We start from the raw sequence: 19,634 nt of genomic DNA on the forward strand, positions 1-19,634 counted from the left end.
GGACATGCTGGAACGCGCGCGCGAGCGCGATGTGGCGGACCCGCTCGCCCACTATCGCGACCGGTTCGACCTGCCCGAGGGGGTGATCTACCTCGACGGCAATTCGCTCGGCGCGCTGCCCAAGGCGACGCCGGCCCGGCTGGAGCAGGTGGTGCGGGAGGAATGGGGGCGCGACCTCATCCGGAGCTGGAATACCGCCGACTGGATCGGGCTGCCGCAGCGAGTCGGCGGCAAGATCGCGCCGCTGGTGGGCGCGCAGCCGCACGAGGTGATCGTGGCCGACAGCGTGTCGGTGAACCTGTTCAAGCTGATCTCCGCCGCGCTCGCCATGCAGAAGAACGCCGGGCGCAAGGTGATCCTGAGCGAGCCGGGCAATTTCCCGACCGACCTCTACATGATCCAAGGGCTGGAGAAGCAGGGCCTCGCCACGCAGCGTCTGGCGGACCGCGAGGCCATCGCCGGCGCGCTGGACGAGGATGTCGCGCTGCTGCTGCTGACCCACGTCCACTACAAGACCGGCGCCCGGTACGACATGTCGGCCCTGACGAAGGCCGCGCACGATGCGGGCGCACTGGTGCTGTGGGACCTGTCGCATACCGGCGGCGCGATGCCGGTCGCGCTGAACGAATGCGGCGCGGATTTCGCGGTCGGTTGCGGCTACAAGTACCTGAACGGCGGGCCCGGAGCGCCGGCCTATGCTTTCGTGGCGCAGCGCCACCATGCGGACCTGCAGCAACCGCTTTCGGGCTGGATGGGCCACGCAAGGCCCTTCGAGTTCCAGGACGATTACGCACCGGCGCCCGGTGTCGACCGCCTGCTGTGCGGCACGGCCCCGATCCTGAGCGTGGCCGCGCTGGAAGTGGGCGTGGATCTCGCCGCGGAGATCGGCGTGGAGCGGCTGTGGGCCAAGTCGCAGGCGCTGGGCGAATTCCTGCGCGAGTGCCTGGCCGAAACGGACGTGGACCTCGACCTCGTGAGCCCCGACGATCCCGACCGGCGCGGCAGCCAGCTCAGCTTCCGCCACCCGGACGCATACGCCCTGTGCCAGGCGCTGATCGCCCGCGGCGTTATCGGAGACTTCCGCGCGCCCGACATCCTGCGCCTCGGCTTCGCACCCGCCTACCTGCGCTTCGCGGACATGGCCGAAACCGCGCGCCACCTCGCCGAAGTGCTGGCAAGCGGTGAATGGAAGGAGCCGCGGTTTCAGGAACGGGCGGCGGTGACGTAGCGACCGCTATTAGGTGGGTTGCGGACATTAGCCGCGATTGTCGACAAACGACCTAAACCATCTTCCGGCGTAATAACCCGCGATTGCCCCCAAACTCGGCCAGAGCGCCCCGAAAAAGAAGTCGAGCCCGCTCGTTGACCGCAGGTTTTCCGGATTTTCGCCTTGCCACCAGCTAATGAAGCAAATCATTGCCACCGGCACGGCCAGTAAGATGAGGCACCCTAGCTTGGGCTTACGAATGAGCAAGCCGACAAGCAGGCCAGCCGCCAGACCGATAGCGAACGGGCCTTCGATAGTCAGAAGCAGTTTCTCAATGTCCATCGAACATAACTTTGAACCAACGCAGTATTGTCCGCAACGGGGTCGTAAGCGGACCCCCTACACAAAGCCCCAACACCGCATCCCTCACCCTCACCCGAACTGCTGGCGCTCCATCTCGCGCACCGCCTCCACGCCATGTTCGGCATGCAGCTTCAGCTTTGCCACGGCATTGTCGTGGGCCATGGAGAGCATCGTGAATTCTTGCTCGTAGATGCGCGTCGGCAGGCCCGGGCGCAAATGCGCGGTCAGGAGCAGGGTGAGGGTGCAGGCATCCTCTCCGCGCGGTTCGATGCGATAGTCCTCGTGCGAGGTCAGCAGGCGGCCCTGCAGCGGGTCGATCACGCAGTCGAAGGCGTAACGCCGGTGCGGCTCCGCATGGGTGACCACCAGGTCGAAGCGCAGGTCGGGCATCTGGTGGATGACCGCCACGAAATGGTCGGGGTCCAGCGGGTCCGCCTCGACCAGATTGCCGAGGGCGCGTTTCGCGTTGCGCGGATCGGCCCAGTCGAGAAGCGCGTAAAGCTCCTCCGCCGGACACCCGATCGTGGCAGCCCGTTCGATCGCCACCGGCCCTTCCGGCGCGACGCCGCGCTTGAACCACTCGAACATCTTTGCCCCCAAGTAAAACCGGGGCCAATTTAGGCGGTATTCGTCAACAAATCCGCAATGACGTACTACGCGCCGCTACTCTTCCAGTTCGATGTCCCAGTACAGCCAGTCGCGCCAGGTTTCGTGGAGGTAGTTGGGTGGGAACATCTTGCCGTGCTGCTGCAACTGCCAGTGCGTCGGCCGGATCGGCTCGTTGTAGAGGCGCATCCCGGCCTGTTTGGGCGTGCGGCCGCCCTTCTTCATGTTGCACGGCGCACAGGCGGTGGCGATGTTCTCCCACGTGGTCTTGCCGCCCATCCGGCGCGGGATCACGTGGTCGAAGGTCAGATTGTTCATGTCGCCGCAGAACTGGCAGCTGAACCGGTCGCGCAGGAACAGGTTGAAGCGCGTGAAGGCGGGAAATTCGCTCGGCCGGACATATTGCTTGAGCGCGATGACGCTCGGGATCTTCATGTCGAGCGAGGGGGAATGGACCTCCCGCTCGTAGGTGGCGATCACGTCCACCCGGTCGAGGAAGATCGCCTTGATCGCGGTCTGCCAGGGCCAGACGCTGAGCGGATAATAGGACAGCGGCGTGAAGTCCGCATTGAGCACGAGCGAAGGGCACGACTGCAAGTTGCGCGTCGGATCTTCGTCGGCACTGCGGAACCGCGCAGCCCGTTCGAGCAGGTCGGCCCTAAACATGGAGACTCGACACGTGTGTCCCTCCTGATCGACTTGAAAATGCACTTGCAACAAAAAGCGTCAAGCCTGTTACAGACAGGCTTTCCACAGGCTTGTCCCGGATCGCGGGCGCATTATCAGGGCTGGCTGCGACCATGACCGTCACCCGCTTCGCCCCCAGCCCCAACGGCCCGCTCCACCTGGGGCACGCCTTTTCGGCGATCCGGGCGCACGACCTGGCGCGCGAGGCGGGCGGCAGGTTCCTGCTGCGGATCGAGGATATCGACGGCACGCGCAGCCGCCCGGAACTGGCCGATGCCTTCCGCCGCGACCTGAAATGGCTGGGGCTGGAATGGGACGAGGTGCCCGCGCAATCGACGCGTCTGGACAGCTACCGCGAGGCCGCGAACGACCTGCTGCGCCGCGGATACCTCTATCCGTGTACCTGCACGCGGGCCGAGATCGAGGCGCTGGAGCCGCGGCTGGGATCGCAGGGGATGGTCTATCCCGGCACCTGCAAGGGGCAGGCTCTCGATCCGGCGAAGCCCGCCGCGCTGCGGCTCGATATCGACCGGGCGATGGCGGATACGGGGCCGCTCGAATGGCACGACGTGCTGGCCGGCGTGCAAGCGGGCGATCCGCGCGAGGCGGGCGACGTGGTGATCGTGCGCAAGGACGAGCCAGCGAGCTACCATCTCGCCGCCACGCTGGACGATGCGGCGGACGGGGTGACGCTGGTGACGCGCGGGCGCGACCTGTTCGCCGCCACCCACATACACCGCGTGCTGCAGGCGCTGCTGGACCTGCCCGTGCCGCGCTGGTACCACCATCCGGTGCTGCTGGATGCGGAGGGACGCAAGCTCGCCAAGCGGCGCGGCTCGCCATCGCTGGCGGACCGGCGCGAGGGCGGGGAGGATGGACGCTTGCTTGCGGCACAACTGCGCTTGCACCGTTTTCCGGATGGAATTGCGCTGGAGAATGCCTAGGTAGGACGCATCATGAACTATATCCTCATCCCCATTCTCGTCATCCTGTCCATAATGGTCGTGGTTTCGCTGGTGCGCGGGATCATCGCGTTCCTGAAGACCACGCGGATCGACCTGGAGACGGGGGAAGGCGATACCGCAACCGACATGCAGCTGATGCAGAACAAGGCCATGTTCGCGCGCATCAAGTACCAGGCGCTGGCCGTGGTGGTCGTGGCGGTCATCCTGATGTTCGCCGGCGGCAACTGATCCGGCTGGCATTCCGGAGCAAGCGTCGGGGGACCGCATGGTAAAGCTCAACAAGATATACACCCGCACCGGGGACGACGGCACGACGGGCCTCGTCGACGGATCGCGCACGGGCAAGAACTCCGCCCGGATCGAGGCGATCGGCGCGGTGGACGAGGCGAACAGCGCGCTCGGCATGGCGGCGGTGTCGCTGTTCGGGGAAAAATACGAGGACGCGGTGCGCCGGGTGCAGAACGACCTGTTCGATCTCGGCGCGGACCTGGCGACGCCGGGCAAGGGCGACGGGACCGATTTCGAACCCGACGAAATGACGCTGCGCATGGTCGACAGCCAGACGCAGGCGCTGGAAACCGCGATCGACACGATGAACGAGAAGCTGGAGCCGCTGACCAGCTTCGTGCTGCCCGGCGGGCGCGAGGCGGCGGCGCGGCTGCACGTGGCGCGCGCATCCGTCCGGCGCGCGGAGCGCAGCATCATCGCGCTGGCGCAGGAAGTGCCGGTGAACCCGGCGGCGCTGCGATACATCAATCGCCTCTCGGACTTCCTCTTCGTGCTCGCCCGCATCCTCAACGATGCCGGCAAGTCGGACGTGAACTGGGTGCCGGGCGCCAATCGCTAGGAAGGCTCTGGCCACGCACCGTCCTACAGGCTAACCGGCCTGCTTTGCTGCAAGTGCGAAGGAATACGGGATGGATACGGTAGCGGTAATCGGTGCGGGCCAGATGGGTTCGGGCATCGCGCAGACGGTTGCGGCGCACGGAATGCGCGTGCTGCTGGCCGATGTGGACCTCGCCACGGCGAAGGCTGCGCACGCGAAGATCGACAGCGCGCTGGGCCGCCTGGTCGGCAAGGGCAAGATCGAGATCGCCGATGCGGAGGCGACGCTCGCCCGTATCGAGCCGGTGGCCGATTACGCGCCAATGGACGCGGCGGACCTCATCATCGAGGCGGCGACCGAGAAGGAAGCCGTCAAGCAGGCGATCTTCGAAAAGGCGGGCAAGGTGCTGGGCGCGAATGCCGTCATGGCGTCCAACACCAGCTCCATCCCGATCACCCGCATGGCCAATTACGCGCCCGATGCCGCGCGCTTCATCGGGCTGCATTTCTTCAACCCGGTGCCGGTCATGAAGCTGATCGAGGTCATTCCCGGCCTCGCCACCGCGCAGGACACCACCGACCGCACGATCGCCTTTGCCCAGCGGCTGGGCAAGGAAGTGGTGCTGAGCCAGGACGAGCCCGGCTTCGTGGTCAACCGCATCCTGCTGCCGATGATCAACGAGGCGGTGTTCGTGCTGGGCCAGTCCACCGCCAGCATCGAGGATATCGACAAGGGCTGCCGCCTTGGCCTCAACCACCCGATGGGGCCGCTGCAGCTGGCCGATTTCGTGGGGCTCGATACCTGCCTCGACATCATCCGCGTGCTGCACGACACGACCGGCGACACGAAGTACCGGCCCGCGCCGCTGCTGGTGAAATATGTCGAAGCCGGCTGGCTGGGCCGCAAGACGGGCAAGGGCTTCTACGATTATTCGGGCGAGGAACCTGTTCCCACGCGGTGAGGGCCGCGCGGTCGGGGAACGCAGGTCCGGTGCGGTCCGTTGGTGGGGCAAAGGAGATACCCCGATGACGACCAAGCCGGAAAACCAGGAAGCCCGCCAGGCGAAGCTGGCCCCCGAAACCCACAATGACGAGCAGGACGATCACCGCAACCAGGCGCAGGAAGTCACTAAGGAAGCGCGCTCCACGACCGTGGCGACCGGTAGTCCGACCGAAAGCGAGAAGGGCCCCAACAAGAGCGGCCTGATGAACGATTCGACGCAGGACGTGGTCGATCACATGCGCGACATGGAAAGTTCCGGCCGGGTGGACATGGACGCCTACAAGGGCGAGCCGAACCACGACGACAATGTCGACAAGTACGGCAAGGAACACAAGCCGGACGGCCTGCGCGGCGACGGCACCTGACATTGCGTGACCCGCGGTTCGCGCCGGTCAGCCCAATTCTGCGACCCTGAAGCTCAGTCCCCGGGCAGGCGGAAAGTGTCGGGCCCGGCGGGCGCGACCAGACCGTCCGGTCCGGGATCGCTGCGGCGCGGCTGCACGCTGACGATCTCGCCCTCGTCGGGGCCCTGGATCGCCGGGGCTTCCTGCATCGGCGTGGGATCGTAGCCTTCGGTGGAGACCTCGCTGTCGTCGATCACGCTGGGCACTTCCTGCACCGCGTCACCGCTTTCGCCGCCGGCCTCGTCCCCTTCGCCGAACCAGCTGTCCGGGATGTCGCCAGACGGCGTTCCGGACTGGCTGTTGGACGTCGCCACGCGCGGCGGGGCGACTTCCTCGATCGCGACATCGTCGCCATTCGCGTCCGAACCGCCGTCGAAGGCAATCGCGACTCCGACGACCACCAGTACCGCGACGCCGAGCGCGCCCCATTTCATGGAAGAAAGATCGTTAGCCATGCCGCCTTTTTACGCGGTCAGGGTTAAGATGCGGTTTTCGACGCGAGCGCCTTCAGGCGGTAGAGTTCGTCCAGCGCCTCGCGCGGGCTGAATGCGTCGATATCGAGCGCTTCAATCGCATCGCGCAGCGCATCCTGCTCCGCCTCCTCGGCCTGCAGCGCGGCGGAAAACAGCGGCAGGTCGCCAAGCCCCGCGGCCAGCCCGCCCGTCTCCGCGCGCCCCTTTTCCAGCTTGTCGAGCACCTGCCGCGCCCGCTTCACGACCTGCGGAGACACCCCGGCAAGCCGCGCCACGGCCAGCCCGTAACTACGATCCGCCGGCCCCCGCGCCAGCTCGTGCAGCAGCACCAGGTCGCCCTTCCACTCCCGCGCCCGGACGTGGTGGAGCGACAGCGCATCGCAGCTGTCCGCAAGGCGGGAGAGCTCGTGGTAGTGGCTCGCGAACAGACAGCGACAGCGATTGGTCTCGTGCACCGCTTCCACCACCGCCCAGGCGAGGGCGAGGCCGTCATAGGTGCTCGTCCCGCGCCCGACCTCGTCCAGGATGACGAAGCTGCGCTCCCCCGCCTGCGCCAGGATCGCCGCGGTCTCGACCATTTCGACCATGAAGGTGGAGCGCCCGCGGGCGAGATTGTCCGACGCGCCGACCCGGCTGAACAGGCGGTCCACCAACCCGATCCGCGCGCGTTTCGCCGGCACGAAGCAGCCGGCCTGCGCCAGCAGCACGATCAGCGCGTTCTGGCGCAGGAAGGTGGACTTGCCGCCCATGTTCGGCCCGCCGATCAGCCACAGCCGGTCCTGCGGGCCGAGAGTGCAATCGTTCGCCACGAACCGTTCCCCGGCCCGCGTCAGCGCGGCTTCCACCACCGGATGGCGTCCGGCCTCGATCTCGAGGCAGGCCTCGTCCACGATATCGGGCAGGCACCAGTCGCCCTCGACCGCGCGCTCCGCTTGTCCGGCGGCGACATCGATCCGGGCCAGCGCGTCCGCCGTCGCGGCAATCGCCTCGCGCCGTGCGGAAATTTCCCCGACCAGCATTTCGAAATGCGTATCCTCGGCATGGATGGCGCGCCCCCCGGCCTCCCCGATGCGGCTCGCTTCCTCGTGCAATTGCAACGAGTTGAAGCGCACCGCGCCCTTCATCGTCTGGCGATGGGTGAAGCCGCTTTCGGGCGCCATCAGCGCGTCGCCGTGCCGGCTCGGCACCTCGATGAAATAGCCCAGCACGCCGTTATGCTTGATCTTGAGCGAGGCGATCCCCGTATCGTCGCGATAGCGGCTTTCCAATGCGGCAATGGCGCGGCGCGCATTGCCCGACACCATGCGCAGCTCGTCCAGCGCCGCGTCGAAACCTTCCGCGATGAAGCCGCCGTTCTGCCGTTCGGTCGGCGGGGAAGGGACCAGCGCGCGTTCCAGCAGGTCTACCAGCGCGCCATGGCCCGACAGGCGCGGCAGCAGCGCATCGAGCATGGCCGGCCGGTCCTCCTGCCGTTCCAGCATCTCGCCGATCCGGCGCGCTTCGCCCAGCCCGTCGCGCACCTGCCCGCAGTCGCGCGGACTGCCGCGTCCCGCCACGATCCGGCCGAGCGCGCGGCCGATATCGGGCAGCTTGCGCATGATTTCGCGCAAGTCGGCACGCAACAGCGGGTCGCCCTGGAACCGGCGCACCAGCGACAGCCTCTCGCGGATCCGGCCGGCATCGAACAGCGGGGCGGCAAGGTCCTGCGCCAGCATGCGCGCGCCCGGTCCCGTGACGCAGCGATCGACCGCGTCCAGCAGGCTGCCCGCCCGGCCGCCGCCCTGCGCCGTCAGGATTTCCAGGCTGGTGCGTGTCGCCTCGTCCATCGCCATCAGGCCGGACCCGTCGCGCGCGACAGGTGGCAGCAGCAATGGCATCGTCCCGCGGCCGGCATGCTCCAGATAGGCGATCAGGCCCCCGGCGGCGGCCAGCATGGCCCGGTCGAACTGGCCGAACCCGTCGAGCGTCGCGACGCCGTGGATCGCCTTCAGCTGGCGTTCGCCCTCCTCGCTGGAAAAGGACTGGCGCGGCCGCCCGATCGCGTCGGGCGGCGCCAAGTCCCAGTCTTCCGGCGCGACCAGTTCGCTGGCGCCCAATCGTGCGAGCGCGGCCGCCATCTGGCCCGGTTCGGCGCTTTCCAGCTCCATGCGCCCTGTCGATATGTCGCAGGCGGCGATCCCGATGGTGCCGCGCACCTCGCATACCGCCGCCAGCATGTTCGCGCGGCGCGGTTCGAGAAGCGCGTCTTCCGTCAGCGTGCCCGCCGTGACGAACCGGACGATATCCCGCTTTACCAGCGCCTTGGAAACGGGCGAGCCTTCCGCCTTGGCGCGGACCTTCGCCTCGTCCGGCGTTTCGACCTGCTCGGCGATCGCGACCCGGCAGCCCGCACGGATGAGGCGCGCGAGGTAGCTTTCCGCCGCGTGCACCGGCACGCCGCACATCGGCACCGGTTCCCCGCCATGCTCGCCACGGGTGGTGAGCGCGATATCGAGGACGCTCGCCGCGATCCTCGCATCCTCGAAGAACAGTTCGAAGAAATCGCCCATGCGATAGAACAGCAGGCAATCCTGCGCCTCCGCCTTCAGCGCCTGGTACTGGCGCATCATCGGGGTCGCAGCGGTCGGATCGGTGCCGGGCATCCGGCCTGCCTAAGCGCCCCCCGGCCGATTCGGGAAGGGAAGGCCCCGGCTTTTCCCTAGTGCTGCCGCTACGGCTTCGCTAAGCGCTGGGCCGGACGCGATCAGGCAGACGCGAAACAAAGGAAATGACCGGCATGGCCGACGAACCCCAACGCGGTTTCACCACGCGCGAGGCGCTCTATTACCACGAGGCGATCCGGCCCGGTAAGATCGAGATCGTGGCCAGCAAGCCGATGGCGACCCAGCGCGACCTCAGCCTCGCCTATTCGCCCGGCGTCGCCGCGCCGGTGGAAGCGATCGCGGAAGATCCCGCCAATGCCGCGCGCTATACCGGACGCTCCAACCTGGTGGCGGTGATTTCCAACGGGACCGCGATCCTGGGGCTCGGCAATCTGGGTGCGCTCGCGTCCAAGCCGGTGATGGAAGGCAAGGCGGTGCTGTTCAAGCGGTTCGCCGACGTGGACTCGATCGATCTCGAACTCGATACGGAAGATCCGGAAGCCTTTATCAACGCCGTCGCGCTGATGGAGCCGAGCTTCGGCGGCATCAACCTAGAAGACATCGCAGCACCCGAATGTTTCATCATCGAGCAGGCCCTGCGCGACCGGATGAACATCCCTGTCATGCATGACGACCAGCACGGAACCGCGATCATTTCCGCTGCCGGCCTGATCAATGCCTGCAAGCTGACCGGGCGCGAGCTCAAGGATTGCAAGATGGTGGTGAACGGCGCGGGCGCGTCCGCGCTGGCCTGTACCGCCCTCATCAAGTCGGTCGGCGTGCCGCACGAGAACGTCATCGTGTGCGACCGTTCCGGCCCGATCTATCCCGGGCGCGAGGACGTGGACCAGTGGAAGAGCGCGCATGCGGTGGAAACCGACGCGCGCACGCTGGAAGAGGCGCTGGACGGCGCCGACATCTTCCTCGGCCTGTCCGCGGCCGGCGCGCTGAAGCCCGAATGGGTCGCCAAGATGAAGCCGCAGCCGATCATCTTCGCCATGGCCAACCCGACTCCGGAAATCTGGCCGGACGATGCCAAGGCCGTGCGCCCCGACGCGATCATCGCCACCGGGCGCAGCGACTATCCCAACCAGGTCAACAACGTGCTGGGCTTCCCCTTCATCTTCCGCGGCGCGCTCGACGTCCAGGCGACGAGCATCAACGAGGAAATGAAGGTCGCGGCGGCCCACGCGATCGCGGAACTCGCGCGCGAACGCGTGCCCGAGGAAGTGGCCGTCGCCTACGGCAAGCGGCACAAGTTCGGCCGCGACTACATCATCCCCGCGCCGTTCGATCCGCGCCTGATCGAGGTGGTTTCTTCCGCCGTGGCGAAGGCGGCGATGGATTCGGGCGTCGCCAAGGCCCCGATCGAGGATTTCGACCAGTACCGCCTGTCGCTGAAGGCGCGCCTCAACCCGACCACTTCGGTGCTGACCGGCGTGTACGAACAGGCCAAGGCCAACCCCAAGCGCATGGTATTCGCCGAGGCGGAAGAGGACGTGGTCCTGCGCGCGGCGATCCAGTATCGCGATTTCGGGTACGGCAAGCCGATCCTGGTCGGCCGTACCAAGGCCGTTGCGGACAAGCTGCACCAGCTCGGCGTGTCGGATCCGGGCAGCTTCGAGATCCAGAATTCCAACGATTCCGATCTCGTTCCACAGATGAACGAGTTCCTCTACAAGCGGCTGCAACGCAAGGGATACACCGAGCGTGACGTGTCGCGCATGGTGAATCAGGAACGCAACGTCTTCGCCGCCCTGCTGGTGGCGCTTGGCCATGGCGATGCGATGATCACGGGCCTGACGCGCCCCTTCGCGCAGACCGCGCGCGAGGTGAACCGGGTGCTCGAGCCGAAGCCCGATGCGGTGCCCTTCGGCATCCACATGATGATCGGCAAGAACCACACCACGTTCCTTGCCGACACGACGATCAACGAGCGGCCGACTTCTGCCGAACTCGCTCATATCGCGCGCGAAACCGCCGCCGTGGCGCGGCGCATGGGCCACGAACCGCGCGTGGCGTTCCTGTCCTATTCGACCTTCGGCAATCCGTCGGGCAAGTGGCTGGAAAACATCCGCGACGCGGTCGCCATCCTGGACGAGCAGGAGACCAATTTCGAATACGAGGGCGAGATGGCGCCCGATGCCGCGCTCAACACCAAGGTGATGGAGTTGTATCCCTTCAGCCGCCTGTCGGGGCCTGCCAATGTCCTGATCATGCCGGGCCTGCAATCGGCCAACCTGTCGGCCAAGCTGCTGCGCGAACTGGGCGGGGACGCCACGATCGGTCCGATGCTGATCGGCATGGAAAAGCCGGTGCAGATCGCCCCGATGACGGCCAATGCGCCCGATGTGCTGACCCTCGCGGTGCTCGCGAGCGCGGGGATGGTCGGCTAGGTCGCCCGACCGGTTTTCCCCGCGCTTCGTCGCACCCGGCACTGCCGGTTCATCGCCATGCAATCGGACGGGCCGCATCGCGCGCATCGTGGGGCAGGGATCGGGCCGGATACGGATCGGACGACAGGTCCGGGCCCGGACAGAAAAAGGACATGACATGAAAAAACTGACGATCGCAGCCGCCGTGGGAGGCGCGGCATTTGCCACCCCGGCCATGGCCCAGTCCGCGCCGGGCGGCCTCCATGTGGGCGTCATTGGCGGGTACGAGGGCATCGACGTGGAAGCGAGCGACGGATCGGAAACGGCCGATGCCGATTCCGCGGTTTACGGCATCACGGCCGGCTACGACCTGTCGCTCGGCGGCGGGTTCGTCGGCGTGGAAGGCGAGTATTCCGCCAGTTCCGGCTCGACCGAGTTCCCGTCCAGCTTCGCAGGCGCCCGCGAAGGGCTCGAGACGGACGGCCAGTACTATATCGGTGCGCGCGTTGGCTTCGCGGTGACGCCCGGAATCGCGATCTACGGCAAGGCCGGATACACCGCGCTCGACACCAGCGCCTTTACCGAAGCCGGCTCGCTCGACGATCTGGAAGAGAATACCGACGGCTTCCGCTTCGGCGGCGGGCTCCAGGTCGCGCTTCCGGGCCCGCTCGAAGGGCGGCTGGAATATCGGCGCTCGGAATATAACGATCTTGGCATCGACGGTTTCGGCGATGCGAAGACGGACCAGGTGGTCGCCGGCGTCGGCCTGCGCTTCTGAGCAATCGTTCCGAAAGCGAACTATCGAGGGCCGGGCGCAAGTCCGGCCCTTTTCGTATGGGCCGTCAGAAGAACGCCTGGATCGCCAGGCACACCGCTACGCCGACGGCGAGGTTCATAGGCAGGCCGATCTTCACGAAGTCCATGAAGCGGTAGTTTGCCGCGCCGTACACGAGCGTGTTCGTCTGGTAGCCGATCGGGGTGGCGAAGCTGGCGCTCGCGCCGAACATCACCGCGACCACCAGCGCGCGCGGATCGATCCCGGCGGAGCCTGCGAGGCCGATGGCGATGGGCGTCATGATCACCGCCACCGCGTTGTTGGTGACCGTTTCCGTCAGGATGCTGCAGACCGCGTAGACGAGGACTATCAGCAGCAGCGGCGAACTGGCGTCCATCAGCGGCTCCAGCCAGCGCACGATCAGGTCGATCGTGCCGGCATTGTCCAGCCCGCGACCCACGGCCAGCATCCCGAAGATCAGGACCAGCGTGTTCCCGTCGAGACTCGACCAGGCTTCGTCCGGCTCCACGCAGCGCGTCAGCAGGACCAGCGCGACGCCCCCGATGGCCAGTGCCTCGATCGGCGCGCCGAGCAGGGCCGCGCCCAGGACCACGGCGGCGAGCGTGGCGATGGCGATCGGCGCGCGGTGGCGGCGGAAGGACTTCACATGCGATTCGGTGACGTCGGCCAGCTGCATGTTCGCCTGCAGCGCCAGCGCCGCATCGGTCCCCGCCGCCACGAGCAGGCGGTCCCCGGCGCGCACCCGCACTTCGGCAAGACTGGGCCCGGCAAGATGGCGCGGACGCGACAGGCCGAGGACGCGCACCTGATAGCGCGAGAGCATCGGGATATCGGCCAGCCGCCGCCCGATGATCGGGTGCGAGCTGCTGACCACGGCTTCCACGATGCGCAGGTCGCGCGGACGCTCGCCCGCCGCGGTCGCCACGCCGCCGCCGATCCCGGTCAGCCCGGTCATGAAATCGCGCGCCTCGGCGAGCGAGGCGAGCTCTTCCGGGCTGGCCGCGACGACCAGCTCGTCCCCCGGCTCAAGCCGCATGGTCGCAAGGTCGCGGCGCAGCAGCCGCGCCCCGCGTTCCAGTGCCACCACGCGCAGGCCCGGCCGGCGCATCAGGGCGATCTCGCTCAGCTTCTGCCCGACCAGCCTGCTGTCTGCCTTCAGCACCAGGTGCGAGAGATAGAGGTCGCTCTCGCGCCCTTCGTCCAGCGCCCGCGCCCCGCGGTTCGGCAAAAGGAGTGGGCCGAGCAGCACCAGCGTGACGAGGCCCGCGCCCGCCGCCACGATGCCGACGCCGGTAATCTCGAAGATGCCGAAGGCCTCCAGCCCTTGTTCCTGCGCCACGCCGTCGACCAGCAGGTTGGTGGACGTGCCGATCAGGGTCAGCGTCCCGCCAAGGATCGAAAGATAGGACAGCGGGATCAGCAACCGGGTGGACGCCGTGCCCAGCACTTGCGCCAGCCGTTTCACGATCGGGATCATCACGATCACAACCGGCGTATTGTTCATAAAGGCGGAGGCCGCCAGCGTGCCGCCCGCCAGTTCCGCCGTCGCCAGCTTCGGGTTCTGCGACGTGCGGCGGATGACCCAGCCCGAAATCTCCTCCAGAGCGCCGGTGCGCAGCAAAGCGCCCGACAGGATGAACATCGCCGCGATGGTGATCGGCGCGGAGTTGGAGAAGACCCCCATGAGATCGTCCGGGCTGAGATAGCCCAGCGCCAGCATCGCCACCCCGCCGGCAATGGCGATCACCACCGGCGGCCTGCGCTCCAGCGCGAAGAGGATGAAGATCGCGGCCAGAAGGCCAAGGCCGATCAAGGCGGAGTGGTCAGTCAGGAATGCTTGCAAGGCCGGCTCCGCAAGGGGGCGCGATGCCCCCGGAGCCGCCAGTTAATCGCGCGTTTCAGATTCGGCGATAGCGAAAATACCAGACCTCGTGCCCGAACTTGGTGCGGGCCTTGTGTTCGTAGCGCGTCTCGCACCAGCCGGAGGGGCGGTCTTCCCAGCTGCGGCGGCTTTCCACCTGCCATTCGAACACGTCGCTGAAGCGCCGCATCACCATCAGCGCATGGCGCAGATAGACCGGATGGTCGGTCCCGAAGCGGAACTCGCCGCCCGGCTTCAGCTTGCGGGCGAACATTTCGACCGGCCCGTCATTCATCATGCGCCGCTTGGCATGCTTGTTCTTGGGCCAGGGATCGGGATGCAGCAGGTACAGCATCGTCAGCGCGCCGTCCGGCACCCGGTCCAGCACGCCCAGCGCGTCGCCGTGCTGGATGCGGATATTGGCGAGGCGTTCCTCCTCGATCTGGGTCAGCGCCTGCGCCACGCCGTTCAGATAGGGTTCCGCGCCGATGAAGCCGTGATCGGGCAGCAGGTCCGCGCGGTACGCCATGTGCTCCCCGCCGCCGAAGCCGATCTCGAAATGGAGCGGGCGGTCATGTCCGAACAGGCGCTCGGCGGTCACCGGGCCGTCTTCCGGCACGGCGATCTGCGGCAGCAGATTGTCCACCAGCCCCTGCTGCTGTGCGCGCAGCGGCTTGCCCACGCTGCGCCCGTACAGCCGGTTGAGGGTCGTCGGGTCGCCTTCCTTGAATGCCGTCATGGCGCGCGCGCTAGGGCCGATACGGCTCGCTTGTCCAGTCCGCGTCGCGCGCCGGTCAGGCGGCCTCGGCATCCTCGCGCTTGGCGACCTTGTGCGCGGCTTCGTCCAGCCCGGCCTTCCAGTAGCTCGAGATGTAGAGCGTATCGGGCGCAAGTCCCCGCTCCGTGCGCAGGTACTGGCGCAAAAGCCGCATGGCGGAAAACTCACATGCGACCCAGCCGTAGACGCGGCCGTCGGGCCAGCGCACTTCGCGAACGGCGTTTTCGAGCCGCTCGGGATCGCGCCCCGGGTGCGGGTTCACGATCCAGCGCAGTTCCATGCCGGCAGGTGCGATCAGCGGCTGGATATCGGTCTCGTCCTGCACTTCGAGGATGGCGATGCCCTTGGCCGAGGCGTCCAGTCGTTCCAGATTGGCGGAAATCGCCGGCAGGGCCGCCATGTCGCCCGCGACGAGGTAGAAATCGAACCCAGTGGGGAGCGGCTTGGCCGCGCCGGGACCGCCCACCGGTACCTCGTCCCCTGCGCGCGCTTCCAGCGCCCAGCGCGTGGCGGGGCCAGCATCGGGCGTCCCGTTGTCGTGGAGCGCGAAGTCGATGTCGATCTCGCCTTTGCGCTGGCGACGCACGGTATAGGTTCGCACAACGTCGCCATTGCCAGAAGGCACCTTCAGCTTGACGTATCCGCCGTCCTGTTCCGGCGGGAAATCCGCCAGCCCGGACCCGCCGAGCGTGACGCGGTACATGTTCGGGGTCACCGGACCGGTCGAGATTACCGTGCCGATGCGCGGGGCGGGGCGGGAGTATGCCTGCTGGGCCATGTCGTCTTTCTGTTGCGAATTGTTCGCAATAGAGGTGGGCGGGCGATACGGGCTTTCAAGGGCTGACTAGGCAAAAGGTCGCCCGATACGAAAAAAGCCCGGCGGTTTGCGCCGGGCTTTCTCGGAGAATTTCGTGTCGATGACCTTGGATCAGGCGGCTTCCGCCTGGCTGTCCGGATCGCGCAGGACGTAACCACGGCCCCACACGGTTTCGATGTAGTTTTCGCCGCCGCAAGCGTGGCTGAGCTTCTTGCGCAGCTTGCAGATGAAGACGTCGATGATCTTGAGTTCGGGCTCGTCCATGCCGCCATAGAGGTGGTTGAGGAACATTTCCTTGGTCAGCGTGGTGCCCTTGCGCAGGCTGAGCAGCTCCAGCATCGCGTATTCCTTGCCCGTCAGGTGGACACGCGCGCCGTCGACTTCGACGGTCTTTGCATCGAGGTTTACGGCCAGCTTGCCGGTGCGGATGACCGACTGGCTGTGGCCCTTGGACCGGCGGACGACGGCATGGATGCGGGCGACCAGCTCTTCCCGGTGGAACGGCTTGGTCACGTAATCGTCGGCGCCGAAGCCGAAGGACCGGATCTTGGAATCCATTTCCGAAATGCCGGACAGTATCAGGACCGGCGTCTGCACCTTGGCGACGCGCAGTTTCTTCAGGACGTCGTACCCGTGCATGTCGGGCAGGTTCAGGTCCAGCAGGATGATGTCGTAATCGTACAGCTTGCCCAGATCGAGGCCTTCCTCGCCCAGGTCGGTGCTGTAGACGTTGAACCCTTCCGTTGTGAGCATGAGCTCGATGGCTTTCGCCGTTGTCGGCTCGTCTTCGATCAACAGTACGCGCATGGGAAGAGTCCCCCTGTTCCCGTTTTTGCCCCGCGGTAACACCCCGCTAAGGTGTGTTGTCCCGCATTAACCACACAATGTCTGAACGGAAAAGGTTAATAACCCGTAAAGCTAGGAATCCCGGCGAGTCGTGTGACTTGAAAGACTCACTGACGGGGCTTGGCACCGGCGAATGCCGGACCCGTCGGGGCGTCAGCGGATGCCCGCCAGCTTCTTCGCGCGGCGTCGTTCCACGCTGCTGCCGATGCCTTGCGCCTCGCGATATTTGGCGACCGTCCGGCGCGCAATGTCGAAGCCCTCGTCCTTCAGGATCGCGACCAGCTTGTCGTCCGACAGGATCTTCTTCGGGTCTTCCGCATCGGTCAGCGCCTTGATCCGCGCCTTGACCGCATGGGACGACGCACCTTCGCCGTCCGCCTTGGCGACGCCGCTGGTGAAGAAATACTTGAGCTCGAACGTGCCGCGCTCGCAATGCAGGTACTTGTTGCTGGTGACGCGGCTCACCGTGCTCTCGTGCATCTCGATCGCCTCGGCCACTTCGCGCAAGGTGAGGGGGCGCAGATCCGCCACGCCGCGGCGGAAGAAGCCGTCCTGGCGCTTCACGATCTCGCTCGCGGTTTTGAGGATCGTCTTCTGCCGCTGGTCCAGTGCGCGCAGCAGCCAGTTGGCATCGGCCAGCTTTTCGTTCAGCCAGCCCTGCGAGGCCTTGTCGCTGCACCCCGCCTCCAGTTCCACGAGGTAGTCGCGGTTGACGACGATGCGCGGCAGCGTCGCCTCGTTCAGCGCGATGCGCCATTCGCCCTGCGTGCCCGAGGTGATCAGGATGTCGGGCACCACGGTCGGTTCGGACGCGCCACCGTAACGCAGGCCCGGCTTCGGATCGTATCCGCGCAGCTCCGCCAGCATGTCGGCGAAATCCTCGTCGTCGACATCGCACATGCGTTTCAGCCGGGCGAAATCGCCGCGCGCCAGCAGGTCGAGATTGTCGATCATGCGCGCCATGCAGGGATCGTACCGGTCCGCCTCGCGGGCCTGCAGGGCGAGGCATTCGGAAAGGTCGCGCGCACCGACGCCCGTCGGCTCCAGCGACTGCACCAGGGTCAGCGCGCGTTCCGCCTCGGCCTGCGGGATCTGCAGGTCGCCCGCGACATGCCGGATGTCCGCCGTGAGGTATCCGGCCTCGTCCAGCAGGCCGATCAGGTAGCGCGCGACGAAGGCTTCGCGATCGTCGCGCGCCACCGTGCCCAGCTGGCTTTCCAGATGCTCGACCAGCGTCGGGCCGTCCGTGCCGCGTTCCTCGATGCCGGGCAGGTCGGCATCGGACATGGTGCCGAGCGCGCTGCCCCATTCGCCGGTGTCCGGCTCCGGATCGAGCGCTTCTTTCGCAATGTCGAGTGCAGCCTCGCCGTCCGCGCCGCCCGCTTCCGGTTCCGCGGACGGCAGGTCGATATCGCCCGGATCGCCGGCCTCGCGGCTGACCTCGCCCGCCTCGAGCAGGGGATTGTTCTCCAGCGCCTCACCGACAAAGGCCTCGATTTCGAGATTCGACAGCGTCAGCAGCTGGATCGCCTGCTGCATCTGCGGCGTCATCACCAGCGACTGGGACTGCCTGAGGTCTAGTCTCGGGCCCAGAGCCATGGCGGACTACCGGTTTGCGCGCCGCGTCACAGGGTGAAACCCTCGCCGAGATAGAGCCGCTTCACGTTCTCGTCCGCCACCAGTTCCTGCGGCGTTCCGGCGAACAGCACCTGTCCGCCGTAGATGATGCAGGCCCGGTCCACGATTTCCAGCGTCTCGCGCACGTTGTGGTCGGTGATGAGCACGCCGATACCGCGCGTCTTGAGGTCGGCCACCAGGTCGCGGATGTCGCTGATCGAAAGCGGATCGATCCCGGCGAAAGGCTCGTCCAGCAGCATGATCGACGGCTTGGCCGCCAGCGCGCGGGCGATCTCGCAGCGCCGCCGTTCGCCGCCCGAAAGCGCCATGGCGGGCGAATTGCGCAGCCGCGTAAGGCCGAATTCGTCGAGCAGCCGCTCGAGCTCGGCCTCGCGGGTCTTGCGGTCCGGCTCGACCAGCTCCAGCACGGTGCGGATGTTCTTTTCGACCGTCAGGCCGCGGAAAATGCTGGTTTCCTGCGGCAGGTAACCGAGGCCCAGAATCGCGCGGCGATACATGGGCAGCTTGGTCACGTCCTCGCCATCCATCAGGATCCGGCCGCTGTCCGGCTTCACCAGCCCCATGATCGAATAAAAGCAGGTCGTCTTGCCGGCCCCGTTCGGCCCGAGCAGGCCCAGCACTTCACCCTTGGCGACGCTGAGCGAGATATCGGTCAGGACCGCGCGCTTGTCGTAGCTCTTGGCGATCGAGACGACCTGCAGGCCGCCATCGACCAGGTCGGGGCTGGCATTCGCGACAGGGTGTGCATCCTGAAGGTCATCGAGCGTGCTCATGGGTGGCGAGGTGTCCTATCCGGCGCGCGGTTGCAAGGGTGCAATCGACCAACTGGCAGGATTCCTGCATAGGCCGCAGATCGCCCGGTCCGGGCCGGCTCGTGCGCCCTACTTGATTGTCGTTCATCGAAGTGAAATACTCCGACTCGGGTGAGAGGAATGGAGAGGCACATGGCAAACCAGGGGACAAAGTTCCGGAGCCGCGCCGCATATCACGACAGGTCGGCGCATGCCGGTCGCGACTGGCGCAAGTCCATGAGCGACAATGTGGCGTATGCCCTGCTCGTCTATACCGGCATCACGATTTTCGTCACCGTCGGCGCGATGAAGGCATTCCATCTGTCGCTGCTGCCGTACTTCGCTCTCGCCGTCCTTGTCGCAGCGATCATCCCGGCGTGCCGCGCATTCGAGAAGCGGTGGGCTTCGTTGAGCGACAACGAGGCCTCGGATCCGGCCTTCGCCGGTGCATATCGCAGGGACCAGTTCGGCCTGTGGCTGCTCGCCATCGGCCTACCGCTCGCGCTTGCGGCCCTGATCAAGTTGCTGGCTTCGATCGTCTGAGCCGGAACCCGGCG

The 19,634-nt window shown here is 66.6% G+C and carries 20 protein-coding genes; 9 read left to right on the forward strand and 11 right to left on the reverse strand.

Annotation, left to right across the window (positions count from 1 at the left end; translation table 11 throughout):
- Nucleotides 1–4 precede the first annotated feature (4 nt).
- Nucleotides 5–1,228, forward strand: coding sequence for a kynureninase (kynU, locus tag AB1K63_RS12270; RefSeq protein WP_366960720.1), 1,224 nt, complete (start codon nucleotides 5–7; stop codon nucleotides 1,226–1,228).
- Nucleotides 1,229–1,255: 27 nt separating this feature from the next.
- Here kynU and AB1K63_RS12275 read toward each other — a convergent pair whose 3' ends face one another.
- The 3 genes from AB1K63_RS12275 to AB1K63_RS12285 form a co-directional block, all read right to left on the reverse strand.
- Complete coding sequence (locus AB1K63_RS12275) at nucleotides 1,256–1,549, reverse strand: hypothetical protein (protein WP_366960458.1); 294 nt, start codon at nucleotides 1,547–1,549, stop codon at nucleotides 1,256–1,258.
- 90 nt (nucleotides 1,550–1,639) lie between these two features.
- A complete protein-coding gene (locus AB1K63_RS12280; protein WP_366960460.1) occupies nucleotides 1,640–2,158 on the reverse strand; it encodes a hypothetical protein in 519 nt (172 codons plus the stop codon).
- A 75-nt stretch (nucleotides 2,159–2,233) separates the two neighbouring features.
- The gene (locus tag AB1K63_RS12285; RefSeq protein WP_366960461.1) at nucleotides 2,234–2,842 is read right to left on the reverse strand and encodes an HNH endonuclease; all 609 of its coding nucleotides are present in this window, start codon (nucleotides 2,840–2,842) and stop codon (nucleotides 2,234–2,236) included.
- A gap of 134 nt (nucleotides 2,843–2,976) precedes the next feature.
- Between AB1K63_RS12285 and gluQRS the strand changes: the two genes are divergently transcribed.
- From gluQRS to AB1K63_RS12310, 5 genes are all read left to right on the forward strand, one after another.
- The gene (gene gluQRS / locus AB1K63_RS12290) at nucleotides 2,977–3,807 is read left to right on the forward strand and encodes a tRNA glutamyl-Q(34) synthetase GluQRS (protein ID WP_366960462.1); all 831 of its coding nucleotides are present in this window, start codon (nucleotides 2,977–2,979) and stop codon (nucleotides 3,805–3,807) included.
- Nucleotides 3,808–3,819: 12 nt separating this feature from the next.
- Nucleotides 3,820–4,056 carry a hypothetical protein gene (locus AB1K63_RS12295; protein ID WP_366960463.1) on the forward strand — a complete coding sequence of 79 codons (237 nt, stop codon included), beginning with the start codon at nucleotides 3,820–3,822 and terminating at the stop codon, nucleotides 4,054–4,056.
- A gap of 37 nt (nucleotides 4,057–4,093) precedes the next feature.
- Nucleotides 4,094–4,675 (forward strand): cob(I)yrinic acid a,c-diamide adenosyltransferase, encoded by a 582-nt coding sequence (locus AB1K63_RS12300; protein WP_366960464.1) that lies wholly within the window; start codon nucleotides 4,094–4,096, stop codon nucleotides 4,673–4,675.
- A gap of 70 nt (nucleotides 4,676–4,745) precedes the next feature.
- Nucleotides 4,746–5,615 (forward strand): 3-hydroxyacyl-CoA dehydrogenase NAD-binding domain-containing protein, encoded by an 870-nt coding sequence (locus AB1K63_RS12305; RefSeq protein ID WP_366960465.1) that lies wholly within the window; start codon nucleotides 4,746–4,748, stop codon nucleotides 5,613–5,615.
- Between the two features lie 64 nt (nucleotides 5,616–5,679).
- Nucleotides 5,680–6,021: a hypothetical protein gene (locus AB1K63_RS12310; protein ID WP_366960466.1), complete on the forward strand. Its 342-nt coding sequence runs from the start codon at nucleotides 5,680–5,682 to the stop codon at nucleotides 6,019–6,021.
- Between the two features lie 53 nt (nucleotides 6,022–6,074).
- On the opposite strand, the gene AB1K63_RS12315 is transcribed toward AB1K63_RS12310, so the two are convergent.
- Together AB1K63_RS12315 and mutS are read right to left on the reverse strand one after the other, a co-directional pair.
- Nucleotides 6,075–6,515 (reverse strand): hypothetical protein, encoded by a 441-nt coding sequence (locus AB1K63_RS12315; protein ID WP_366960467.1) that lies wholly within the window; start codon nucleotides 6,513–6,515, stop codon nucleotides 6,075–6,077.
- Between the two features lie 23 nt (nucleotides 6,516–6,538).
- Nucleotides 6,539–9,142, reverse strand: a complete 2,604-nt coding sequence (mutS, locus tag AB1K63_RS12320) for a DNA mismatch repair protein MutS (RefSeq protein ID WP_366960722.1) — start codon at nucleotides 9,140–9,142, stop codon at nucleotides 6,539–6,541.
- Nucleotides 9,143–9,309: 167 nt separating this feature from the next.
- On the opposite strand from mutS, the gene AB1K63_RS12325 reads away from it, so the two are divergent.
- Together AB1K63_RS12325 and AB1K63_RS12330 are read left to right on the forward strand one after the other, a co-directional pair.
- Nucleotides 9,310–11,571 (forward strand): NADP-dependent malic enzyme, encoded by a 2,262-nt coding sequence (locus tag AB1K63_RS12325; RefSeq protein WP_366960468.1) that lies wholly within the window; start codon nucleotides 9,310–9,312, stop codon nucleotides 11,569–11,571.
- 157 nt (nucleotides 11,572–11,728) lie between these two features.
- Nucleotides 11,729–12,328 (forward strand): outer membrane beta-barrel protein, encoded by a 600-nt coding sequence (locus AB1K63_RS12330; RefSeq protein ID WP_366960469.1) that lies wholly within the window; start codon nucleotides 11,729–11,731, stop codon nucleotides 12,326–12,328.
- Between the two features lie 64 nt (nucleotides 12,329–12,392).
- Here AB1K63_RS12330 and AB1K63_RS12335 read toward each other — a convergent pair whose 3' ends face one another.
- The 6 genes from AB1K63_RS12335 to lptB form a co-directional block, all read right to left on the reverse strand.
- Complete coding sequence (locus AB1K63_RS12335; protein ID WP_366960470.1) at nucleotides 12,393–14,189, reverse strand: SLC13 family permease; 1,797 nt, start codon at nucleotides 14,187–14,189, stop codon at nucleotides 12,393–12,395.
- A 55-nt stretch (nucleotides 14,190–14,244) separates the two neighbouring features.
- Nucleotides 14,245–14,946 (reverse strand): tRNA (guanine(46)-N(7))-methyltransferase TrmB, encoded by a 702-nt coding sequence (locus tag AB1K63_RS12340; protein WP_366960471.1) that lies wholly within the window; start codon nucleotides 14,944–14,946, stop codon nucleotides 14,245–14,247.
- 55 nt (nucleotides 14,947–15,001) lie between these two features.
- On the reverse strand, nucleotides 15,002–15,763 hold the full coding sequence (locus AB1K63_RS12345) for a siderophore-interacting protein (RefSeq protein ID WP_366960473.1): 762 nt from the start codon (nucleotides 15,761–15,763) through the stop codon (nucleotides 15,002–15,004).
- A 150-nt stretch (nucleotides 15,764–15,913) separates the two neighbouring features.
- Nucleotides 15,914–16,609: a response regulator transcription factor CtrA gene (ctrA, locus tag AB1K63_RS12350; RefSeq protein ID WP_366960474.1), complete on the reverse strand. Its 696-nt coding sequence runs from the start codon at nucleotides 16,607–16,609 to the stop codon at nucleotides 15,914–15,916.
- Between the two features lie 192 nt (nucleotides 16,610–16,801).
- On the reverse strand, nucleotides 16,802–18,247 hold the full coding sequence (gene rpoN / locus AB1K63_RS12355; RefSeq protein ID WP_366960475.1) for an RNA polymerase factor sigma-54: 1,446 nt from the start codon (nucleotides 18,245–18,247) through the stop codon (nucleotides 16,802–16,804).
- A 26-nt stretch (nucleotides 18,248–18,273) separates the two neighbouring features.
- On the reverse strand, nucleotides 18,274–19,059 hold the full coding sequence (gene lptB, locus AB1K63_RS12360) for an LPS export ABC transporter ATP-binding protein (protein WP_366960476.1): 786 nt from the start codon (nucleotides 19,057–19,059) through the stop codon (nucleotides 18,274–18,276).
- 171 nt (nucleotides 19,060–19,230) lie between these two features.
- On the opposite strand from lptB, the gene AB1K63_RS12365 reads away from it, so the two are divergent.
- Nucleotides 19,231–19,620, forward strand: a complete 390-nt coding sequence (locus tag AB1K63_RS12365) for a hypothetical protein (RefSeq protein ID WP_366960477.1) — start codon at nucleotides 19,231–19,233, stop codon at nucleotides 19,618–19,620.
- The last annotated feature ends 14 nt before the right edge of the window (nucleotides 19,621–19,634 follow it).

The sequence above is a fragment of the Qipengyuania sp. JC766 genome (assembly GCF_040717445.1).
Taxonomy (GTDB): Bacteria; Pseudomonadota; Alphaproteobacteria; order Sphingomonadales; family Sphingomonadaceae; genus JC766.